The sequence below is a fragment of the Pontibacter ummariensis genome (assembly GCF_900188175.1).
Classification (GTDB): domain Bacteria; phylum Bacteroidota; class Bacteroidia; order Cytophagales; family Hymenobacteraceae; genus Pontibacter; species Pontibacter ummariensis.
Window position 1 is genome coordinate 13,619 of sequence record NZ_FZOQ01000012.1, and the last position, 20,836, is coordinate 34,454.

Here is a 20,836-nt window from a genome sequence, read left to right on the forward strand (position 1 = left end):
ACATATAGCCTATCTTTGGGCGAGGAGGCTTTCAGGCATATTCCCTGCACGCTCCCGTTCTACAGCAATAACACTTTGGGTAAGAAAGCAGAGGTAAAGAGAGAGCTGATTTTAGAGGCGGCAAAATCAGTGTTCGGGCGGCTTGGGTATAGCAAAGCCACCCTGGACGATATTGCTGCGGCTATTGGCATGAAGAAGCCCTCGCTTTACTACTATTACAAAAGTAAGGAAGTGCTTTTTGTCGAGGCTTTCTCACAGGAGTGGAAAAGCCGGCTCTCCCACATTAAACACTTGGCTGAGCACGAGCAGGACCCGCATGAGCGCCTGTTACTATACATCCGTTCCTCGCTGCGCTACTATCAGGAAATCGTAACGCAGCACACCATTTCCATCAGGGTTCTCGTCGAAACACGTGCTACCTTTCAGGAGCTCTTCAAAGAGTCGCGGGCCAAGGAGTCTAACTACTACGCCTCGGTCATAAAAGAAGGTGTCGCTAACGGCACCTTCAAAGAATGCGAAGCCGAGCGTGTGGGATACACCATCATGACCGTAAAAGACCTGATCCAGTTCGAGGAGTTCGAACGGGCAGACTTTCACAAACTACCTTCTATTGATTTCGAAAAGATCGAGCGGGACGTGCTCTACACGGTTAACCTTGTGCTGAATGGTATTGCGAAGGCTTAAGTAACTGCTCGCCCTCATAAGCAAGCGCTTAGCTTTCTGTTGCCCGCAGTTCGTCTAACTTGGCTTTCAAGGCCTCTACGTCCGGCTTATGGCCTTTGGCTACTTCTGCGGCATCCAGTTCCTGCAACATGTTCTTCATCTGCCCCAAGTAAGCGGCCTTGTCTTTCTTCAGGCAGCCTTTTTGGTGGTCGTGGCAGTGCCCGTCCTCGTCCATGGGCTTAAACATACTGCCCTCTCCGTAAATGAGCCATTGCGGGTTCAGGTCCTGGAAGTGCTTCAGAATGGCCACCAGCTCATCTAACAAGTAGTTCTGGCCAGAAATAATGTTGGCAAGGGTTTCTTCTTGGCTGCCGGTCATGGTTTTTAATTGCTCCATGTCCAGCTCTTTCAGATTGGTGTAAAATCTAAATCGCTTACCGATTTGTTGCAAGTCTACGGCCATACATTTAGGGGTTTTAGGGTTATTAAAGTAGCTATACGTAAGCATAACAGAATCTGTACTAAAAAAATCCCTCAAACCGCTTTTGCTGGTCTGTGTAGCCCTGACGAGGGCCAGGGGGTGCTTTTGTTTGGCGGGACTATTCCGAATCCTCTGACTGCAGCTGCCGTTCGTACAGCACTTTGTACAGGCCCTCCTGGTTGATCAGTTCCTCGTGCGAGCCGTGCTGCACGATCTCTCCATCATCCAGCACCAAGATCCTGTCCGCCAGCTTTACGGACGATACCCTGTGCGAGATAATGATAGAAGTACGGTTGTGCATGATACGACGCAGGCTGTTCAGGATGGCGTTCTCTGTTTTGGTATCTACAGCAGAGAGTGAATCGTCGAGGATCAGGATGCTAGGCTCGCGCACCAGGGCCCGAGCAATGGACACCCGCTGCTTTTGGCCGCCCGATAAAGTTATGCCGCGTTCCCCAAGCTTTGTATCGAACTGCTCCGGGAAGCGGACAATGTTCTCGTACACGTCGGCGTCTTTGGCAGCCTGTAGCATTTGCTCCTCAGTAATGCTTGGAAGCCCGAAACCAATGTTGTTCCGGATAGTGTCGGAGAAGAGGAACACGTCCTGTGGCACATAGCCAATCTGGCTGCGCAGGCTCTCCAGGTTATAGTCCCGCACGTCGACCCCATCAATCAGGATACGGCCGCCCGTCACATCGTACATCCGCGGAAGCAGGTTAGCGATGGTGCTCTTGCCTGAACCGGTGTTGCCAATTACCGCCAGCGTCTCACCATGCTTAATGCCAAAGGAAACTTGCTTAAGGGCATGAATGTGCGTGTCGGGGTACACAAAGTCAACGTTCTCGAACACGATGTCGCCTTCAATGGGTTTGCTAACATTGTGGCGTGAGACGATATCGTTCTTCGTGTGCAGGAACTCGTTAATGCGGCTCTGTGAGGCCGCTGCCCGCTGTACCAAGCTTGCCGTCCAGCCCAGGGAGGTAACAGGCCAGGTAAGCATGTTCACGTAAATGATAAACTCCGCAATGTTCCCCGTGGTGATGCTTCCGTTAATCACCTCCTGTCCGCCGATGTACACGGTAATGATCGTGCTAAGGCCCACCAGGAACAGCACCAGCGGGAAGAACAGGGAGTTAACGAAGTTCAGCTCCAGTGACTTATCTTTGTAGGTGTTGCTGGAGGTGATAAAGTTGTTGTGGGAGTCATCTTCCCGGACAAAAGACTTTAGTACCCGGATACCAGAAAAAGCCTCCTGCACAAAGGTGGTAATGCCCGAGAGGCTTCGCTGTATCTCATCCGACTTACGCTGGATAATGGTGTTGACATAGTAGATGCTGATGGCCAGTATGGGTAGCGGAATCAGGGTGTACAATGTCAGCTTTACGTTTACCGACAGCATGTACGGGATCACCATCAGGAACAAGATCACCAGGTTCATGCCGTACATAATGGCCGGACCCAGGTACATGCGCACCCGGCTCACATCATCCGCAATGCGCGACATGAGGTCGCCGGTGTTGTTCTTCCGGTAAAAGCTTAGCGGCAGGCTCTGGTAGTGCGCGTAAATCTCGTTCTTGAGGTCGTTCTCGATCAGGCGACTCATGACGATGATCGTTTGGCGCACAAAGAAGAGGAACAGGCCCCGCAGCAGCGCCATGACCAGGATAATGGCCCCGTAAATCAGAATACTTCTCGCAAAAATGTCATAAACGAGTTCCTGTTGTGCCAGGCCCTCGTACAAACTATGGAGGCTGATGCCTTCTTTGATGAGGTTAAAGGCATAGCGCACCACCTGGGCCGGCAGGATCTGGAAGAAGGTGGAAATAATCGTAAACAGCAGGCCCAGTAGGAGCCTGTATTTATACTTAAGCAGGTATTTATTAAGGTAACTTAGTGACTTCACAGCTTATTTTCAGGTCCACGGGCTTTTACGCAGACATATAAAGTACAAATTGAATTAATAAAAAAAAGAAGTAATTTCGCACCGCGAAACGGGGGGTGGGGGTAAGGCCTCACATACAAAGATAGAATAACCCATAATCAAATCTATAAATGGTCGAGTTAAAAGAAGTCGCGCCTAAAAAGGACAAGGCCGTCTTTGCTCAGATATCAGACTACAATCACGAGCAAATTGTTTTCTGCCATGACAAAGAAACGGGTCTGAAGGCCATCATTGGCATCCACAACACGGTACTGGGGCCTGCCTTGGGTGGTACCCGGATGTGGTCTTACGCTTCGGAGGCGGAGGCACTGGATGATGTGCTGCGCCTGTCGAGGGGGATGACCTACAAAGCGGCTATCTCCGGCCTTAATCTTGGTGGCGGTAAAGCCGTTATCATCGGGGACGCCAAAAAAGACAAGAGCGAGGCATTGCTGCGCAAGTTCGGCCGTTTCATTAAAAACCTGAACGGAGCCTACATTACGGCGGAAGACGTGGGGATGACGACCAAGGACATGGAGTATATCCGCATGGAGACAGAGCACGTGTCCGGCCTGCCGGAGTCTATGGGCGGTGGCGGCGATCCTTCGCCAGTAACGGCCTACGGTACTTACATGGGCATGAAAGCGGCTGCCAAGAAAGCTTTCGGCACAGACGCGCTATCTGGTAAGAAAGTTTCTGTACAGGGTGTAGGCCATGTAGGCGGCTACCTGGTGGAGTTGCTGGCCAAGGAGAATGCTGAGGTTTATATCACGGACATCTATGAGGACCGCCTGCGGGAGGTGTCTAACAAGTACGGCGCCAAAGTGGTGAGCATGGACGAGATCTACGACCTGGACGTGGACATCTACTCGCCTTGCGCCTTGGGTGGGACAATAAACGACAACACCATTAACCGCCTGAAGTGCCAGGTTATTGCCGGTTGCGCCAACAACCAGCTGCGCGATGAGAACGTGCACGGGCCGGCACTGGTGGAGAAAGGAATCGTGTACGCGCCAGACTTCCTGATTAACGCCGGTGGCCTGATCAATGTGTACTCTGAGCTGGTAGGCTACAACCGCGACAATGCTTATGCACAGACAGAGCGTATTTACGGGTATACCCTGGATATCTTTAACCTGGCCGAGAAAGAAGGAATACACAACCAATTGGCCGCCATGAGAATGGCCGAGCAGCGTATTCAAAGCATCGGTAAGGTCCGGTCTACGTATTAAGGGACAAAGCCTGCGTAAACAAAGGACATAACGTACAAAAGTGCTGCACGACCTGTGGCACTTTTGTTTTAAAAGCAGGCTCAAGTTTCGGGGCCTGTGGAACTATCGCCTGGTTTTTTTCTTTTGAAAAAAACAGGCTCAGAAACATAGCGGACACCCGGTGTCAGTGTTATTAGATTTTACAAAAAAACGCTCTTTAAAATAAGAATATGCTCAACCGCAGGACACTACGAATTAAGGCAATGCAGGCCATCTATGCCTATATGCAAGCTGTAGGTTCAGACTATCTGCTCGCCTTAGACCAGATAGGGGAGGACTTTGCACCGGACCTGAACTCGATGGAGGTACAGGACAGAAAGCTACTGGAAGGAAGAAAGCAAATTGCCACGCTACTCTTTAAAGAGTGGTATGAAACCCAGCAGTTTGATGCAGAGGAGGCGGATAAGGAAACCCTCCAAGCGGTAAACAGAGCCATCGTTTACTACCAGAACCTGGTTAAGAAAGACTACAAGTACTACGGCAACCAGATGCTGAGTGCGGTAGAGCGTATCTATGACCATTACCTGGGTACCCTTCAGATCTTAGAGGTGCTGGTAGGCCTGATAGAGGAGGAGGAAGAGAAGAAAGAGAAACGCTTTACTGCCGCCACAGGCCCTGACACCAAACGCTTCCTGCAGAACCGCGTGGTACAGCGCCTGCTCCAGAACAAATCTTACCAGGACAGCATCATCCGCCGCAACATTAGCTGGGGTTCCGACATCAGCGAGATCCGCACCGTTTACAAGAACATCCTGAAGCAGGATGAGGTGTTCCTGAGCTACCTGAAATTGCCTTCACCTACCCTGGAGGACGACCTGGAGGTGGTGAAACATATTTTCAAAAACATTATCTTTAAAGAAAAAAACTTACAATCTTTGTTTGAAGAGCAAGACCTGAACTGGGTTGAGAACAAGGCCATTGTAAAAAGTCTCGTCAACAAAACCATCAAGATTTTTGGTGAGGAGGCAGAGGAAGACAGGCAACTACTGGACTTGTCGGCCAACTGGGAAGATGACAAGGCTTTCTTTGAGGACCTGTATTACCAGACGGTGCAGGAAGATGAGAAGTATGAGGCCATGATCGCCTCCAGCGTGCAGAACTGGGATGTGGAGCGTGTTGCACTGCTCGACAAGATTATCCTGAAGATGGCCCTGAGCGAAATGTTCATCTTCCGCAGCATACCGGTAAAGGTAACGATTAACGAGTACATCGAAATCTCGAAGCTGTACAGCACACCAAAGAGCAAGCAGTTCATCAACGGCGTGCTGGACAAAATGGCGCAGGAGCTCACCTCCAAAGGCGAAATACGTAAGTCGGGTCGTGGCTTGATTGATAACAAATAGCCCTTCTTTCCACCCGGCGTAGCCTCAGTAGGGGAGGCGCCGTAAAAGAAGGGAAATTTCGTACCTGAGATATTAAGCATACACAACAACTATGAGTAAGAAGACAAATACACTACTTGCCTTTGCCTCTGGCGCTGCAGTTGGTGCCATGGCTGGCATACTTTTCGCACCCGATAAAGGAAGAGAGACGCGTAGCTGGCTGAGCTATCGGCTGGAGAAATATCGTGACACACTGGCAGACTTAACGCAGCAGCTTGTTGCGAAAAGCGATAACCTGCCCTCCAGCGCCAAGTCAGAAGGTCAGCGTGTGATACAAGACGCGAAAGACAAAGCCGAAAAACTGCTCGGCGATGTAGACTCACTCATCAATGAGATTAATAGCAGGAAAGAACTATAAAACATGATACAAGTTACCCTCATCCCCGGCGACGGGATAGGCCCTGAGATCACGGAAGCTGTTAAGGCTATTTTTAGTGCTGCTAACGTGCCCCTAACTTGGGAAGAAGAAAACGCTGGGCAGACGACTTTTGATGCGGTTGGCGAACTGATACCCTCTACGCTGATTGCTTCTCTTAAGAAAAACAAGGTCGCCCTGAAGGGGCCGATCACGACCCCTGTTGGCAAAGGGTTCAAAAGCATTAACGTGCAGCTGCGCCAGATGTTTGATCTTTACTCAAACGTAAGGCCGGCTAAGACCACGAAAGGCATCGAGACGCGCTTTGAGAACGTGAACTCGGTGCTTTTCCGTGAAAACACCGAAGGGCTGTACTCTGGCCTGGAGATATTTGATGAGCGCCTGCAGATCGCAGACTCCATCTCGCGCGTTACCCGCGTGGGCTGTGAGAAGATTGTGCGTGCCGCCTTCGAGTTTGCCTCGAAGCAAGGGCGCCAAAGAGTAACAGCCGTGCATAAGGCAAACATCCTGAAGCAAGCAGGAGCCCTCTTCCTGAATGTGTTCAGAGAGATTGCCAAAGAGTATCCGAGTATACAGGCCGACGATATCATCATCGACAACATGTGCATGCAGCTGGTTGTGAAGCCGGAGAAGTTTGATGTGATCGTAACGACAAACCTATTCGGGGATATCCTGTCTGACCTGTGCGCAGGCCTGGTGGGTGGCCTGGGTGTAGTAGCCGGTGCGAACATCGGTGACAACATGGCCATCTTTGAGGCAGTACACGGCTCGGCTCCCGATATTGCTGGCAAGGGAATTGCTAACCCTACAGCGTTACTGCGCTCTGCCATCATGATGCTGCACCACCTGGATCTGAAAGCGGAGGCTGATCGCATTGAGGCGGCCCTGGAGGCAACTCTGGTAAATAAAGAGGAATGCACAGGCGACCTGGGTGGGAAAGCAAGCACAATGGAATTTGCGCAGAACATCATCGCAAAACTTTAATTTAAACCCTTTTTCTAGTTAGATATGAGAAAGAACATTTTTATGGCAGCTAGCTTAGCGGTAGCCCTTTTTGCGGCCGGCTGCGACAGCAACGCAGGCAATAACGAAACTGTAGCTGCTGAGGCACCGGTTGTGGTAGAAGAGCCTGTAGCAGCAGCTCCTATCGAAAACCCTAATGTCGTTCCGGCAAACGAGGTAGTGGCAGATGAGAATGCCCCTGTCATGACCTTTGCGGAAACAGAGTACGATTTCGGTACGGTAAAGCAGGGAGAGACCGTAAAGCACACGTTCGAGTTTACGAACACCGGCGCCTCTCCGCTGATCATCGAGAACGCCTCTGCTACCTGCGGCTGTACCGTGCCGGAGTGGCCACGTGAGCCAATTGCCCCAGGCGAGAAAGGACAGATCGGTGTTGTGTTCAATACTACCGGTAAAGTAGGCCAGCAGTTACCCACCGTTACTGTGCGTGCAAATACACAGCCTAACATCGTAAAAGTATCGATGAAGGGTAATGTGGCAACGAGCAGCATCCCAACGGCAGGAGCCGACGGTCCGGTACGCCGCAATTAATCGACCCCTTCGTTATATAGAGCATACACCACATGAGAACCCTTTTCCTGCAAGCGCCGGACGGAGGCATGCTGCCTCAGTTGCTAATGTTTGGCGCTATTATTCTTGTCTTTTATTTTTTCATGATCCGGCCGCAGCAGAAAAAAATGCGCGACCAGAAGAAGTTCCGCGAGGAGCTGACGAAAGGAATGATGGTTGTTACCATTAGTGGGTTACACGGCAGACTGATCGCAATAGAAGATGAGACCATTACGTTAGAGGTCGATAAAGGCGTACGTTTAACGTTTGACAAGACCGCTGTCTCCATGGAAGCTACCATGCGAGTGCAAAAACAATAGCAGCTTTGCCGCTTGAGAATGCAAAAAATATAGTTTCATGGTTTGCGAGGCCATTTCAGCCACGAACAAAGCAATACTGGCGTGTCGTATTGCTTTGTTTCGTGGCGGCCTCCACCTTTTGGCTGCTCAACGCGCTCAATAAAAGCTACTCCACACAAATCACCTACCCTATCCGGTTTGTGTATAATGCCCGTAACCTCGTTCCTATTAACCCCCTGCCAGAAGAAGTTACCATTAACGTAACCGGCAAAGGATGGAAACTGCTGCGCAAAAGCCTGCGCTTAGAGGTACAGCCAGCCGAGGTGTTTATCCGCAACCTTCCCCGCAACAATTACCTCCTGGGCTCGGCCCTGCGCCCAGCCTTGGTCAATGCCTTGGACGGCCTGCAACTGAATTTTGTGGTGACAGATACCATTCACTTCGACTTCGACCAGCGTGTGGTAAAGCGGGTGCCTCTGTTCCTGGACCCATCGCAGACCCTGACAGATGCCGGTCATACAATAGTGGGCCCTGTGCGCGTACGACCCGACTCAGTTACTTTTGTAGGGCCTTCCTCGCTGGTCGATAGCCTGCCCGACCCGTTTCTGCTGCGCTTGCCGGAGGAAAACCTTACAGGCCCGACCAAGGTGTCCGTACCCATAGACTACGACTATGAGTCTTTAATACAGGCCTCAGTGCAGGAAGCTGCGGTAGAGGTAAATGTAGGAACCCTGGTACAGGAAGAGCGCCAGGTAATTCCCGAACTAGTAAATGTGCCGGAAGGCGTGGAGCTAAGTTTAAGGCCTCCAATTGCTGTTGTGCGTTACCAGGTGCTGCAGGACTCGGTACCCTTGCTTAACCGGGAAGCTTTTAAAGTAGTGCTGGATTACCGTAATTACAATAGGAGTGACTCGACGCTTGTGCCGGAGGTGGTGCAGCAGGCCAGGGGTGCCCGAGGCGTACAGGTGTGGCCAGAGGCCATAAAGGCCATCAGGCAGCAGCCTGAGGAGAATAACCGGAGAAGAAGGTAAACATGCTCAAGATAGGTATAACCGGTGGCATTGGCGTAGGTAAGACGGTGGTAAGCCGTATGTTTGCCTTGCTCGGAATCCCTGTGTACGACTCTGACGCCCGCGCCAAATGGGTGATGCGCCACGACGAAGCCCTGCGGCAGGAGTTAGTAGCTGCCTTTGGACAGGAGACCTTTACAGAGGCAGGTGAGCTAAACCGTTCTTATGTTGCCAGTATTGTCTTTAATAACCCTGAGCGGCTGGAGCAACTGAATGGGCTGGTGCATCCGCATGTAAGGCAGGACTTTGAAAGCTGGGTAAAAGCGCAGGAAGGTAAGCCCTACGTCCTGAAAGAGGCGGCGCTGATGTATGAGTCAGAGGCCTGGAGGCAGATGGATCAGATTATTACCGTTTATGCCCCCCTGGATGTACGGCTCAAACGGTTGCTGCAGCGCGATACCCACCGAACAGAAGAAGATATCAGAGCGATTATTGCCAAGCAGCTCAGCGAGGAGGAAAAGATGGCCAGGGCAGCGCACGTGGTATATAATGATGACCAGCGGCTTGTTATCCCGCAGGTGTTAACCCTTCACGCGCAATTCCTTTCCCACGGTAACAACTAACCTAACCCTTATTGTCACCTAGCGGAGACCCCTGCGAGACGATTAAAAGCAGAGGAGGTACACTATTGCCCATGGCCTGTCCGTTTCAAAAGTACGGGTTGTATAAAGCTACAAGAAGGTAGAGCCAGAGCAACAGCTGCGGAAAGTATAGACATAAAAAAAGGACAAATCTAAATTTGTCCTTTTGTGGGGCGTACTGGATTCGAACCAGTGACCCCCTGCTTGTAAGGCAGGTGCTCTGAACCAGCTGAGCTAACACCCCGGTTGTTGTTTTTCTTGCCCTTATGCCCTTTTACTGATACAGAAAATAAGGCATGTGACATAAAAAAAGGACAAATCTAAATTTGTCCTTTTGTGGGGCGTACTGGATTCGAACCAGTGACCCCCTGCTTGTAAGGCAGGTGCTCTGAACCAGCTGAGCTAACACCCCATTTTTTGTTTTCGATGACCTACTGTCCTCGTTTGATGATGCAAATATGGGGCATATTATTTTAACTGCAAAACATTCGCGAAAAAAATGTTAAAAAATTTTCTGTAGTATCAGCGGCTATTGCCAGCACGTTTTTGTGGCAGTACCTTTAGGTTTTATAAGATGCTATTAATCTGAAACTTTTGCTGGGTGAGAAGAGATGTGATAAGAAAAGTGCTATTTTATTCAACCCTTGCGGTGGTATCCGCCCTAGGTGTGGCACTGGCGGTGGTGTATGCGTACCAGGACAGAATCATTGAGCTTTTTGTCTCCGAAGCCAACAAGCACATCAAGACCAAGGTGGAGGTGGGGGAAATCTCGCTTTCGCTGTTCGAAAAGTTCCCGCATGTAGCCGTCACGCTAGACCAGGTGAATGTGCACGAGAGCCTGCCGGAAAGCGAGGAGTCTTTGGCGCGGGCTGATAAGCTTTACTTTACCTTTAGCCTGCTGGACGTGCTCCGGGGAGCGTACAGCGTAAAGCAGTTTTACATGGAGCAGGGCGAAGTGTATGTGAAGATACTCCCGGATGGTTCGGCAAACTATGAGATCATCAGAACAGACTCTGCTTCTACAGAAGAAAGCACCTTCTCTTTTGACCTGGAGCGCATCATTCTAAAGGGGGTGGCTGTACACTATATCGACCAACAGCTGAAGCAGAGCTATGAAGTAGATGCGCATGAGTTGGAAGCAGCCCTGGCTATATCTCCGGAGACCATCGATATAGAGGCGAACGGAAACACAACGATTCATACCATAAAGGTGGGCACTGGCGAGTACTTCAAAGGAAAGCGGGTGAACCTGGGCACTGCCCTTCGTATCGACAGGGCCTTGAAGGTGATCCTGCTTCAACCATCCCTCGTGCAGGTAGAGGGTGCCGACTATGAGGTGGGAGGGACTATTAGCTATTCTGGTCCCACAAACCTGGATCTGAAGCTGGACGGCAAAAACACCAGCATACAGTCCCTGCTATCGCTCTTGCCCCAGCAAATGACAGCGAGTCTTAGCCAGTATCGCAGTGAGGGAGCGATTTATTTTAACGGTACGGTAAAAGGGAACGCATCGGCTACAGAAACGCCGCAAGTTACCTTTAGCTTTGGGGCCCGCAATGCTTCTTTTTATCATCCCGAGGTAAAACAGCGGGTCGAGAAGATCAACCTGACCGGTAGCTTTACCAACGGTGACAAGAGAGCTGCTAGTACCTCTACGCTGGAGCTGAAAAACATCAATGGCAGCCTCAACGGCAGGTCTTTCAAAGGAAACCTCCGGTACAGTAACTTCAACAACCCTTACGTTGCCTTCGATTTACAGGGGATGCTGGATGTGGGCTATGTTTTAGGATTGGCCAAACTACAGCAGGTAAAGAGCGGAAGTGGTTTGGCTGATGTGCGTGTTGCCTTTGCCGGTAACCTGAATGAGTTTGAGGCCCGTCCTGGTAATGCGACACTGAATACCTCCGGAGACATTACGCTGCACAACGTGTCCCTGGCCTTACAGGAGCTCCCGCTGCCTCTGAGTAACCTGAATGGTAACTTCATGTTCAAGCAGAACGATGTGGCTGTGTCGGATTTTAAAGGAAAACTAGGAGAGTCTGACTTTGTGATAAACGGCATGTTCCGGAACGTAATGGCTTACCTGCTCCTGGACCGGCAGCGCCTGTTGGTGGAGGCCGACTTTAAAAGCGACTACTTGAACTTTGACCAGCTCCTGAGTGAGAAGCTCAACACGCCGGAAGAGGCTCGTACAGGAAAAGAGGGCAGCTATAGGCTGGTTGTGTCGCCTAACATTGCTTTTGACCTGAGTGCCTCCATCAACCGCTTAAAGTTCCGGCGCTTTAGGGGCAAGAATATACGTGGGGAGGTAAAGCTGCGGAACCAGGTGGCCTCTACGCCTAATATCTCTTTCCAGGCAGTAGGAGGGGAATTTGCCGTGCGAGGCACCCTGGACGCGCGCACCCCCGAGCAGATTAAGGTTAGTACGGTAGCCAAGTTGATGAACATGAACGTAGACAGCCTCTTTTTCGTGTTCGAGAATTTCCATCAGAGCTTTATAGAAGCCCGTCATTTAAGGGGGCAGCTGACAGCGAACATTGCCTCAGACGTGTTCTTCGATAGCCAGCTAAGTCCAAAGACAGATTTGCTACAGGCCGAGATCGTGGCGACGGTGCGCAATGGGCAGCTCGTTAACTTTGCCCCCATGCAGAAAATGTCTGCCTTTGTAAAGCGCGCAGAGCTCGCGAACATGCACTTTGCGGAGCTGCACAATAGTTTCTGGATCCAGCAACGCACCATCTACATTCCGGAGATGGACATCCGCTCCAACCTCTCAGCAGCCCCTGTGGTTTCGGTGTCAGGGCAGCATACCTTTGATCAGTACATGGATTACCGCATCAAGCTCCCCGTGTTCAGGAAGCGGCGGGAAGACAAAGATGCGCGATATGGGGTAGTGGCGGAGGATAGGGATGCCGGCAACAGCATGCTCTTCCTGACATTAAAAGGCAATGAGAGTGACTTTAAGCTAGCTTATGATAATGAGCGGGTGCGGGAGAAAATAAAGACCGACCTGAAGGAGGAGGGACAAGAACTAAAGGATCTGCTTCGGGGGAAAAAGCCGCAGGAGGAAAAGGAGAAGAAAGTAGAGCTCCAGGAAGGAGAGTACTTCGACTTTTAACAGGGCCGTGGTACTGGCGATGTTGTTACTTTAGCATCGTTGTCCTAACATTAGTTGACCGATAAGGTAATATCGTAAAAAGTATATTTTAACCTACACTTGTTGTTATTAGTCGTTCACGGTAAAATATAGGCATAAAAAACAAATAATTATACTTTTTTTGTAACCAAGCTAAAGTTGGCCCGTTTTACAAATCAAAACTGCAAAGATACTAACAGGCTCTTTGTAAGGGATTAAGGTTTACTAAAAAGACAGATTCTTAAATAGGTTATATTAAGCAGAGAAATGCTTTACGTAATTAGATGAATCTAAAGATATAAGGGTGAAAAAAAAGCCGGAGCTTCTCCGGCTTTTTTATTTGTGCTTACTTCAAGTCGGTACTGTTCCCGAACGTTTGCATCCGCGGTGTAGAGGGCTTGGGCGCAGGTGCTGCGGGATGCATGTAAAGCGTTTGTGTAGGGAAGGCAAACTCAGCTCCGTGCTGGGCCACAATGTCCACGATCTTGTAGTTGATCTCTTCTTTTATGTCGATGTACTCATTCCAGTCCATGGTGTCTACGAAATAAAGCACCATCACATCCTTCGAGTGCGGACCCAGGTTCAAAAAGCGGATACGGCCCTCCTGGCTTGTGCGGGGGTGGTGGTCGATGAACTCCTGTATGTCGTTGGTGATAGCCCGGATCTGCTCAGAAGTGGTGTTGTAGGTGAGGTTGATGTCGAACTTGGCCCGGCGGAAAGTGCGCAGCGACAGGTTGTCGAGGGGCTTGTCGATCATGTTCTTGTTCGGTACCGTTACAAAGCTTTTCTCTAGGGTACGGATGCGTGTGCTCCGGAAGCCAATCTTCTCTATCACACCTACCAAATCGCCTACCTGTACCAGGTCACCGACCACGAAAGGTTGATCCAGGAAGATGGTAAAAGACGCCAGCAGGTTCTCCAGGCTCTCTTTCGCGGCAAAAGCTATGGCCAGGCCACCTACGCCCAGGCCAGCAACCAAGCCTCCCACGTTTACGCCGAACACCACTCCCAACATGATCAGGAAAGAGAAGATAACCAGCACTACCTTCGAAAAGTCTTTGAAGAAAGGGACGAGCTGATCGTCTAGCTTAGAGGGCGTTTTCTCGGCCCTATATCGCAAGATCAGGGCAAAGAAGTCGACGAAGCGCAGAAACACCCAGGTCAGTGCCACAATTACAAACACCTGGTAGGTGCGGAAAAAGAACGTCTTGAGGAAAGGGTCCTCTTCTCGTATCTCACTTATCTCAAGCGGATAGTCCAGTACCTGGAATGCGAGGTACAGGAACACCAAAAAGAGCAGCACTTCCAGTGGCTGTATCAGCAGGCGCCGGAACTCGGGCAGGTCAGCCTCTTGCAAGAAGCGGTGCACCAGCTTGTACAGAACGGTAGACAGTAAACGGGACAGCAGCGTCTTAAAGATAAAGCCGAACAGCAGAATGCCAGCTGAAATCAAGTACTCGCCTACAGTGTTACCTAGAAAGCTATATTCAAGAATGTCTTTCCAGTCTAAATATTTCATAAAAGGGAATTATAGCAATTGAGTCAGGGCTATCTCAAAGCAGGCTTTGGTTATCTCGGTGCCCTGTGTGCGCTTTTCGTGGGCCTTCTCCAGGGCTGTGCGAATGGTACGGGACACATCGCGAAAGATCGCCTCGTCCGTTACCTCTACTTCGCTTTCCATCAGGTAGGCAAACACACGTGCCATACCGCAGTTCGCCACGAAGTCCGGGATCACGGCCAGGTTGCGGTCGGCATACTCCCCGGTTGGGCCAAAGAAGATCTCCGGGTCCTGGAAAGGAACATTGGCTCCGCAGGAGATTACCTCCATGCCGCTCTGTATCATTTGCTCTACCTGTGCCCGCGTTACGAGGCGGGAGCCGGCCGCAGGTACGAAAATCTCTGCAGGCAGAGACCAGATACGCTCGTTTACCTCTTCAAAGGGCAGGAGTCCCTCCGGGTTCAGGGCATTGCCCTGTCGTGAGAGCAGCAGTTCCAGTACTTCGTCCAGGGTATAGCCCTGTTCATTAATTAAACCGCCAGCCCTGTCGATAATGCCCACGATCTTAGCTCCTTTGGCTGCCAGGTAGTAAGCAGCAGCTGCCCCTACGTTTCCCCAGCCTTGCACAATGGCGCATTTTCCCTCAAACTGACTGCCCCAGATATCATAGTAATTACAAACGGCTTCCGCCACCCCGTATCCTGTGATCATATCGGCCACGGTGTATTTGCGGTTCGTGGACGGAGAGAAATGAGGGTCCTCTATTACTTTGCTCACGCCCTGGCGCAGTTGCCCTATCTTGTTGATCTTCTGTGGTTCTGTGGCGTTGAAATGTCCGTTCACGATACCTTCCTGAGGGTGCCATAAGCCATAGTCCTCTGTAATAGGGATTACCTCGTGTATCTCGTCCACGTTCATGTCGCCACCGGTGCCGTAATAGCTTTTCAGGAGCGGAATAACAGCCTTGTACCAGCGCTCCAGCACACCGCGCTTGCGGGGGTCAGCCGGATCGAAGTTAATGCCAGACTTCGCGCCGCCAATGGCAGGGCCGGACACCGTGAATTTTACTTCCATTGTCTTGGCCAGCGACTCTACTTCGCGCTTGTCCAGGCCCATCCGCATACGCGTTCCGCCACCGGCGGCACCCCCACGGAGGGAGTTGATCACGACCCAGCCCTCGGCCTCCGTTTCAGGGTCTTTCCACTCAAAAACTATTTCGGGTTGCTTGTTCTCGAATTGCTGGAGTAAGTCTTTCATCTTGCTGTGTTGAATGCTGTTCTGCGCAAAGGTACGAATTTGGCTTGGGCCATGGTTAAGTGAGGCCGGCTTAGCAAAGGTAAATGGCCCCTCCTACGTTGTTGTGGCTGGCTCCTGTTACACTCTGCAGGCAGTTGGCCTCCCCGCGCCAGCGCAACACACCCAGGAAGGCAAAGATCAGGGCTTCCTTGAACGACACGACCTCCGGGGTAGGCACCTCTACGCTGTAGTTGTCCCCCAGATACCCCTGCAGCAGCTCCACCAGGTACCCGTTAAACGCGCCGCCCCCCGTTAATAGTACCCGATGCTGTCCTTTGTGCAGTGGAATTAGGGCCTGTTTGAGCTGTTGGGCGATATGATGGCATGTTGTGTTCAGTTTGTCTGCAACAGGAGCTGTGCTAGCTGTAAGGGTCCTCAGGCTGTGCTCCAGTACCCACTCCTTGCCCAAAGACTTAGGGGCAGGGGCCGAAAAGTAAGCCGGAGCGTTCAATTCCTGTAGCAGGCCCCTGTGCAGGGAACCTGAGCGCGCCTGCTTACCGTTGTTATCATAGGGCAGGCCTATGCTCCCTGCCAGCGTGTTGAGCAACATATTGCAGGCACATATATCAAAAGCTATTCTTCTATCGTTCTGGGAGAAAGAGACGTTGGCGATGCCCCCGAGGTTAATGCAATAGTCATACTCCTTAAAGAGGAGCTCATCTCCGATCGGCACCAAAGGTGCCCCCTGCCCATTAAGGGCTATGTCTAAAGTGCGGAAGTCGCAGACGACAGGAAGCTGGGCATGTGCGGCAATGTAGGCGCCGTGCCCGAGTTGTAGCGAAATGTGCCGCTGAGGTTGGTGGAAGACAGTGTGCCCGTGGGAGGCAACAAAATCAGGCCGGATATCGTGTTGCTGAACAAAAGCGTGCACTTGCTGACCGGTAAACCTGCCATAAGCGTGGTGTAACTCGATGAGATCCAGGGCGCTGGCTGTCTCGGCATTCCTGAGCTGATCAATAAGAGTATCACTATATGTTAGTGTAGTAGCATTTAGTATATCATATATCCAGTTTTTGGAATTATACGTAAATCTACAATACGCTATGTCGAGGCCATCCAGCGAGGTGCCTGACATTAACCCAATGACATGATAAGAAGTATCCATAGGCAAAAGTAAGAAATGTGTGGAACCTGTGCCCAGCCAAATAGAGCGAACCTCGTATATATCTTATTGTGTATAAGACTGTAAATAGATTTAGAAACTGTTAGGTATAATTATTAATTATGAAAAGTTTGTTGTCAAGAGTTGAATCGAAGAAGATAGATAAAGCGGCAGCCATGCTGAAGGTATTGGCCCACCCGAAGAGATTAGCGATAGTGGACTTGCTGGGGAAAGAGGATAAAATGACTGTTACAGAGATATATAAGCAGTTAGACCTCCCTCAGGCAATCGCATCGCAGCACCTGATTACACTAAAGGACAAGGGCGTTCTGTCCTCGTTTAAGGTGGGAACGAAGATATATTACTCCTTGGCGATTCCGAAGTTGATCGATGTGATTGACTGCCTGGAAGAGTGCTGCATAGACATTTAAGAAAGTCTTTTGCGCGTGTGAGTGTGATTGCTTGGGCATGTAAAAAGCAAAAGGCCTCCGTATTTCATATAGTTATGAAGGGTACGGAGGCCTTTTGCTTTAATTTTCACTAAGAAAATATAGCCGTTCGCTTATTTTTAAGGCTTTGCCTCTTCAGGCTGGTTTTCCAGGTTAAACAGGTCATTCAACACGTCGATCAATGTCTCTGCCTCGCCCCGCTTGCAGGCAGCCTTTAGTTGCAGTACAGGAAGCTTGATAATCTTCTGCATCATAGACTTGGTAATGTTGTCCATGAGCTTGCTTTCCTTAGGCCCAAGCTTTTTCATGTAGCGGGCCATCTCTTCCTGACGGATCGCCTCCAGGGCATTCTTCAGCCGATGAATCGTTGGGGAGACCATCATGTCTTTAGACCAATCGTTGAACTGCTCGATAGACTCCGCCACAATCTCCTTTACCTGAGGCACGGCACTCAGTCGGCGCTGCAGCGCCTCCGACGCTTTATTCTGGATCGTGTCGATGTTATACACCAGCACCCCCGGAACGGACTCGACTTCAGCTTCAACACTCCGTGGTACCGACAGGTCGATAAAGAACTTAAACGAGAGCACATCTAGGCGCTTTACCATTTCTTTGGTGAAGAAAGGTGTTTCGCGGGCCACGGAAGAAATGATCACGTCGGCCTCTTTCATCCCCTGCACGATATTCTCGAAAGCAAGCACCTCCAGGCCGCACTCCTCAGCCAGTGCCTGTGCTTTAGCTTGGGTGCGGTTCGTGATCTTCACATGCTTAAAGCCGCTGTCTTTCAGGTTGCGGCACACATCAGCGCCAATCTCTCCTAACCCCACTACCAGCACGCTCGGCTCGATAACATCGGCTGTCAGCTCTTCGATCAGTTCTATAGCGGCATAGGAGGTAGAGGCAGCTCCATCGCGGAAGGCCGTTTCCTGTACCACGCGCTTGTTTGTGTAGAAGATCGTGTGCATCAGGCGGTGCAGAAACGGGCCGGCTGTTTCGTTGTCGGCAGCCCACTGGTAAGCCATCTTCACCTGGTTAGAAATCTGCATATCGCCCACCACCTGCGACTCCAGTCCCATTGATACATCAAACAGGTGCTGTACAGCATCGTCGTGCTCATTGAAAACCGTGAAATAGTCAAGGTATTGGGAGATGTTATCCATGCCTTTGGTGATGCCGAGCAGCTTTACAATTTCTGTACTGTGGTCGGTATCGGCATTATAGTACACTTCGGTGCGATTGCAGGTAGAAAGCACCAGTATGTCAGAAGCCTGAATAAAGCTCTTGAGTGTCTGTAGGTATCGTCTGCAGGAAGTTTCATCTAAGGCAATCAGTTCCCTGATATCCAGCGGCGCTTTCTTGTGCGAGAGACTGATTGCTTTGAAATTCTGAAGCATAGTAAAGTGTGTTCTACTAGAGTGCAAAGTTAAACTTCTATTTTTTTAAATAAAACTTCCTTGCTCTCAATGTTTAATTTATACTAATTTCAAATAAATTACGTGTATATTGCATGATTCCTATCTATTCTCAGAAGAACAGGATAAAGCTTGTTTTTGTTATCATAGCCCTTATCATTGGTGCAGCCACTATTACCTACACCAATATACTAGTCAGCAAGCTATCCGAGCGGGAGCAGGAGTTGGTGCAACTCTACGCCAAAGGCCTCCGCTACATGATCAATGCGCCAAGCGACGACAATATTGTATTTATTGAGGAGGAAATCCTCTCTTCCAACCACACGGTGCCTGTTATCCTGACCGATGAGAACGAAAACATACTCGACTCTAAGAACATAGATTTGCCCGAAAACATTTCACCGGAGCGCCTGAATGAGCTGCTACAGCGTGAAATAGAGAAAATGAAGGCGCAGCATGTGCCCATTGAGGTGCCTTGGGCCGAAGGGTCGGTGAACTATGTGTTCTACAAGGATTCAGCTTTGTTATCGCAGCTGCGCTTTTACCCCTACGTGCAGCTGATTGTTATCGCCTGTTTTGTTTCGATGGCTTATTTTGCCTTTAGCTATTCCCGCCGGGCAGAGCAGAACCAGGTGTGGGTAGGGCTTGCGAAAGAAACCGCCCACCAGTTGGGCACACCGCTCTCCTCTCTCATGGCCTGGTACGAGTACATCAAGGCGAGCCCTAAGTTCGACAAAGAGCCGATTATTGAGGAGCTGGGCAAGGATGTGCGGCGGCTGGAGATAATTACCGAACGTTTCTCTAACATTGGCTCCGTACCCTTGCTTCGTGATGAGAATATCTTGCAGGTAACGCAAAACGCGATCAATTACCTGCAAAACCGTATTTCGCGCAAAGTCGACTTTACCATTACCTCCACCTTTTCTCCTGATATCACGGCCAAGCTAAACGTCTCTTTGTTTGACTGGGTGATCGAGAACATCTGCAAGAACGCGGTGGATGCGATGGAGGGGAGAGGGAGTATTAACATACAAATGGTTTTACTTGGGAAGAGCAGCATTGCGGTGGATATCACGGACACGGGCAAGGGCATCCCCAAGAGTAAGATCGACTCGGTCTTCCTGCCAGGCTTCACAACTAAAAAGCGCGGCTGGGGGCTGGGTCTGGCACTAGCCAAGCGAATCATTGACAACTACCACGAAGGAAAGCTATTTGTAAAATGGTCAGAAGTAGGAAAGGGGACCACTTTCCGTATTGTGCTGAACAGGTAGGGAATGTGCTGAACTATGTTCTCTGTCAGCTTTTCCCGTTTTCGTTCAGTGCCCTTACCCTTTGTCTTTCATTCAGTAGTCTTCTGTTTATAAAATGGTAGAAGCCGTAAAGTACGCGCCGGAGCATCAGTTGGTTTGGGATGCCTTTGTGGCAAGCTCGAAGAACGGTACTTTTCTGCTGCAGCGGGACTACCTGGACTACCATGCAGACCGGTTTACAGACCACTCGCTGCTTTTTTACCGAAAGGGGAAGTTAATTGCCTTGCTGCCTGCCAATCAAACAGCACAGGAGGTGCAAAGCCACGGGGGGCTGACGTACGGTGGTGTGATCAGCGACGGCCGCATGAGAACTGGTATTATGCTGGAGGTGTTCGAGGCAATGCTTGCCTACTACCAGGGGCAAGGAGTAAGGCACATAAAGTACAAAGCCATCCCACACATTTACCACCAGCTGCCATCGGAGGAGGATCTCTATGCCTTGTTTCGCTACCAGGCCGTGCTTTACAGGCGTGATGTAAACAGTGTTGTGGACATCAATAACAGATTGCCCTACAGTGTTCTGCGGAAGCGTAAACTAAAGCAGGCTCCCTTACTAGTGTTAGAGAAAAGTATGGCCTATGACAGCTTTATGCAACTAAAGCGGGAGTTGCTGCAGGAAAAATACCAAGTCATGCCGGCTCATTCGACAGCGGAAATCTTACGCCTGGCCTCCTGCTTCCCGGATAACATTAGCTTGTACACGGCAAGTGAGGTGGGGGTATTGGTTGCTGGGATAGTTATTTATGAAACCCCTACCGTTGCCCACGCCCAATACATCGGTGCCACGGCGAGAGGGCTGGATATCGGCGCCTTGGATGTACTCACCGACTGGTTACTAACAGAAGTATATGTCCATAAAAAGTACTTCTCCTTCGGCGTGTCGACAGAGCAGCAGGGGCAGTACTTGAACGAGGGGCTGGCCCGGAACAAAGAAAGCTACGGGGGGCGCACGGTGGTACACGACTTTTATGAACTCGCGCTCTAGGAAGATAAACAGAAAAGGCTGCCCGGTAAGAG

19 protein-coding genes and 2 tRNA genes are annotated in these 20,836 nt (G+C 50.4%); 13 read left to right on the plus strand and 8 right to left on the minus strand.

Annotation, left to right across the window (positions count from 1 at the left end; genetic code table 11):
- Positions 1-75: 75 nt before the first annotated feature.
- Positions 76-684 carry a TetR/AcrR family transcriptional regulator gene (locus CHB92_RS13445; RefSeq protein WP_089319888.1) on the plus strand — a complete coding sequence of 203 codons (609 nt, stop codon included), beginning with the start codon at positions 76-78 and terminating at the stop codon, positions 682-684.
- A 28-nt stretch (positions 685-712) separates the two neighbouring features.
- On the opposite strand, the gene CHB92_RS13450 is transcribed toward CHB92_RS13445, so the two are convergent.
- Both CHB92_RS13450 and CHB92_RS13455 read right to left on the minus strand, forming a co-directional pair.
- Positions 713-1,126: a hypothetical protein gene (locus CHB92_RS13450; RefSeq protein WP_089319743.1), complete on the minus strand. Its 414-nt coding sequence runs from the start codon at positions 1,124-1,126 to the stop codon at positions 713-715.
- 136 nt (positions 1,127-1,262) lie between these two features.
- Positions 1,263-3,047 (minus strand): ABC transporter ATP-binding protein, encoded by a 1,785-nt coding sequence (locus CHB92_RS13455; RefSeq protein WP_089319744.1) that lies wholly within the window; start codon positions 3,045-3,047, stop codon positions 1,263-1,265.
- A gap of 149 nt (positions 3,048-3,196) precedes the next feature.
- Between CHB92_RS13455 and CHB92_RS13460 the strand changes: the two genes are divergently transcribed.
- The 8 genes from CHB92_RS13460 to coaE all read left to right on the plus strand — a co-directional run bounded on the left by CHB92_RS13460 (position 3,197) and on the right by coaE (position 9,598).
- Entirely contained in the window at positions 3,197-4,297 is a 1,101-nt protein-coding gene (locus tag CHB92_RS13460) for a Glu/Leu/Phe/Val dehydrogenase dimerization domain-containing protein (RefSeq protein WP_089319745.1), read from the plus strand.
- Positions 4,298-4,506: 209 nt separating this feature from the next.
- The gene (gene nusB / locus CHB92_RS13465) at positions 4,507-5,679 is read left to right on the plus strand and encodes a transcription antitermination factor NusB (protein ID WP_089319746.1); all 1,173 of its coding nucleotides are present in this window, start codon (positions 4,507-4,509) and stop codon (positions 5,677-5,679) included.
- Positions 5,680-5,770: 91 nt separating this feature from the next.
- Positions 5,771-6,076, plus strand: a complete 306-nt coding sequence (locus tag CHB92_RS13470; protein ID WP_089319747.1) for a YtxH domain-containing protein — start codon at positions 5,771-5,773, stop codon at positions 6,074-6,076.
- Between the two features lie 3 nt (positions 6,077-6,079).
- Positions 6,080-7,078, plus strand: coding sequence for an isocitrate/isopropylmalate dehydrogenase family protein (locus CHB92_RS13475; RefSeq protein WP_089319748.1), 999 nt, complete (start codon positions 6,080-6,082; stop codon positions 7,076-7,078).
- A gap of 24 nt (positions 7,079-7,102) precedes the next feature.
- Complete coding sequence (locus tag CHB92_RS13480; protein WP_089319749.1) at positions 7,103-7,648, plus strand: DUF1573 domain-containing protein; 546 nt, start codon at positions 7,103-7,105, stop codon at positions 7,646-7,648.
- Positions 7,649-7,680: 32 nt separating this feature from the next.
- A complete protein-coding gene (gene yajC, locus CHB92_RS13485) occupies positions 7,681-7,986 on the plus strand; it encodes a preprotein translocase subunit YajC (RefSeq protein WP_089319750.1) in 306 nt (101 codons plus the stop codon).
- A gap of 101 nt (positions 7,987-8,087) precedes the next feature.
- Positions 8,088-8,996, plus strand: a complete 909-nt coding sequence (locus CHB92_RS13490; RefSeq protein WP_245842560.1) for a YbbR-like domain-containing protein — start codon at positions 8,088-8,090, stop codon at positions 8,994-8,996.
- 2 nt (positions 8,997-8,998) lie between these two features.
- The gene (coaE, locus tag CHB92_RS13495) at positions 8,999-9,598 is read left to right on the plus strand and encodes a dephospho-CoA kinase (RefSeq protein ID WP_089319751.1); all 600 of its coding nucleotides are present in this window, start codon (positions 8,999-9,001) and stop codon (positions 9,596-9,598) included.
- A 187-nt stretch (positions 9,599-9,785) separates the two neighbouring features.
- On the opposite strand, the gene CHB92_RS13500 is transcribed toward coaE, so the two are convergent.
- Positions 9,786-9,860 (minus strand) — tRNA-Val (locus CHB92_RS13500).
- Positions 9,861-9,953: 93 nt separating this feature from the next.
- Positions 9,954-10,028 (minus strand) — tRNA-Val (locus CHB92_RS13505).
- Between the two features lie 237 nt (positions 10,029-10,265).
- Here CHB92_RS13505 and CHB92_RS13510 point away from each other — a divergent pair.
- Positions 10,266-12,734 (plus strand): AsmA-like C-terminal region-containing protein, encoded by a 2,469-nt coding sequence (locus CHB92_RS13510; protein ID WP_245842562.1) that lies wholly within the window; start codon positions 10,266-10,268, stop codon positions 12,732-12,734.
- Positions 12,735-13,098: 364 nt separating this feature from the next.
- Here CHB92_RS13510 and CHB92_RS13515 read toward each other — a convergent pair whose 3' ends face one another.
- From CHB92_RS13515 to CHB92_RS13525, 3 genes are all read right to left on the minus strand, one after another.
- Positions 13,099-14,271 (minus strand): mechanosensitive ion channel family protein, encoded by a 1,173-nt coding sequence (locus tag CHB92_RS13515; RefSeq protein ID WP_089319752.1) that lies wholly within the window; start codon positions 14,269-14,271, stop codon positions 13,099-13,101.
- Positions 14,272-14,280: 9 nt separating this feature from the next.
- Positions 14,281-15,507 carry a Glu/Leu/Phe/Val dehydrogenase dimerization domain-containing protein gene (locus tag CHB92_RS13520; protein ID WP_089319753.1) on the minus strand — a complete coding sequence of 409 codons (1,227 nt, stop codon included), beginning with the start codon at positions 15,505-15,507 and terminating at the stop codon, positions 14,281-14,283.
- A gap of 70 nt (positions 15,508-15,577) precedes the next feature.
- On the minus strand, positions 15,578-16,651 hold the full coding sequence (locus CHB92_RS13525) for an anhydro-N-acetylmuramic acid kinase (protein ID WP_089319754.1): 1,074 nt from the start codon (positions 16,649-16,651) through the stop codon (positions 15,578-15,580).
- A 131-nt stretch (positions 16,652-16,782) separates the two neighbouring features.
- Here CHB92_RS13525 and CHB92_RS13530 point away from each other — a divergent pair, with 131 nt between their 5' ends.
- On the plus strand, positions 16,783-17,079 hold the full coding sequence (locus CHB92_RS13530; protein ID WP_245842564.1) for an ArsR/SmtB family transcription factor: 297 nt from the start codon (positions 16,783-16,785) through the stop codon (positions 17,077-17,079).
- 137 nt (positions 17,080-17,216) lie between these two features.
- Here the strand turns inward: CHB92_RS13530 and hemA are convergent, their stop codons facing one another.
- Positions 17,217-18,491, minus strand: coding sequence for a glutamyl-tRNA reductase (gene hemA / locus CHB92_RS13535; RefSeq protein ID WP_089319755.1), 1,275 nt, complete (start codon positions 18,489-18,491; stop codon positions 17,217-17,219).
- Between the two features lie 113 nt (positions 18,492-18,604).
- On the opposite strand from hemA, the gene CHB92_RS13540 reads away from it, so the two are divergent.
- Together CHB92_RS13540 and CHB92_RS13545 are read left to right on the plus strand one after the other, a co-directional pair.
- Positions 18,605-19,780 (plus strand): ATP-binding protein, encoded by a 1,176-nt coding sequence (locus tag CHB92_RS13540; protein WP_089319756.1) that lies wholly within the window; start codon positions 18,605-18,607, stop codon positions 19,778-19,780.
- A 94-nt stretch (positions 19,781-19,874) separates the two neighbouring features.
- A complete protein-coding gene (locus tag CHB92_RS13545) occupies positions 19,875-20,804 on the plus strand; it encodes a GNAT family N-acetyltransferase (RefSeq protein WP_089319757.1) in 930 nt (309 codons plus the stop codon).
- Positions 20,805-20,836: the final 32 nt, after the last annotated feature.

Coding starts and splice junctions, on each gene's coding strand:
- CHB92_RS13450 (WP_089319743.1), bottom strand. CDS start 1,126: ATGGCCGTAGACTTGCAACAAATCGGTAAGCGATTTAGATTTTACACC.
- coaE (WP_089319751.1), top strand. CDS start 8,999: ATGCTCAAGATAGGTATAACCGGTGGCATTGGCGTAGGTAAGACGGTG.
- CHB92_RS13515 (WP_089319752.1), bottom strand. CDS start 14,271: ATGAAATATTTAGACTGGAAAGACATTCTTGAATATAGCTTTCTAGGT.
- CHB92_RS13475 (WP_089319748.1), top strand. CDS start 6,080: ATGATACAAGTTACCCTCATCCCCGGCGACGGGATAGGCCCTGAGATC.
- CHB92_RS13470 (WP_089319747.1), top strand. CDS start 5,771: ATGAGTAAGAAGACAAATACACTACTTGCCTTTGCCTCTGGCGCTGCA.
- CHB92_RS13540 (WP_089319756.1), top strand. CDS start 18,605: ATGATTCCTATCTATTCTCAGAAGAACAGGATAAAGCTTGTTTTTGTT.
- CHB92_RS13545 (WP_089319757.1), top strand. CDS start 19,875: ATGGTAGAAGCCGTAAAGTACGCGCCGGAGCATCAGTTGGTTTGGGAT.
- CHB92_RS13520 (WP_089319753.1), bottom strand. CDS start 15,507: ATGAAAGACTTACTCCAGCAATTCGAGAACAAGCAACCCGAAATAGTT.
- nusB (WP_089319746.1), top strand. CDS start 4,507: ATGCTCAACCGCAGGACACTACGAATTAAGGCAATGCAGGCCATCTAT.
- hemA (WP_089319755.1), bottom strand. CDS start 18,491: ATGCTTCAGAATTTCAAAGCAATCAGTCTCTCGCACAAGAAAGCGCCG.
- CHB92_RS13480 (WP_089319749.1), top strand. CDS start 7,103: ATGAGAAAGAACATTTTTATGGCAGCTAGCTTAGCGGTAGCCCTTTTT.
- CHB92_RS13460 (WP_089319745.1), top strand. CDS start 3,197: ATGGTCGAGTTAAAAGAAGTCGCGCCTAAAAAGGACAAGGCCGTCTTT.
- CHB92_RS13525 (WP_089319754.1), bottom strand. CDS start 16,651: ATGGATACTTCTTATCATGTCATTGGGTTAATGTCAGGCACCTCGCTG.
- yajC (WP_089319750.1), top strand. CDS start 7,681: ATGAGAACCCTTTTCCTGCAAGCGCCGGACGGAGGCATGCTGCCTCAG.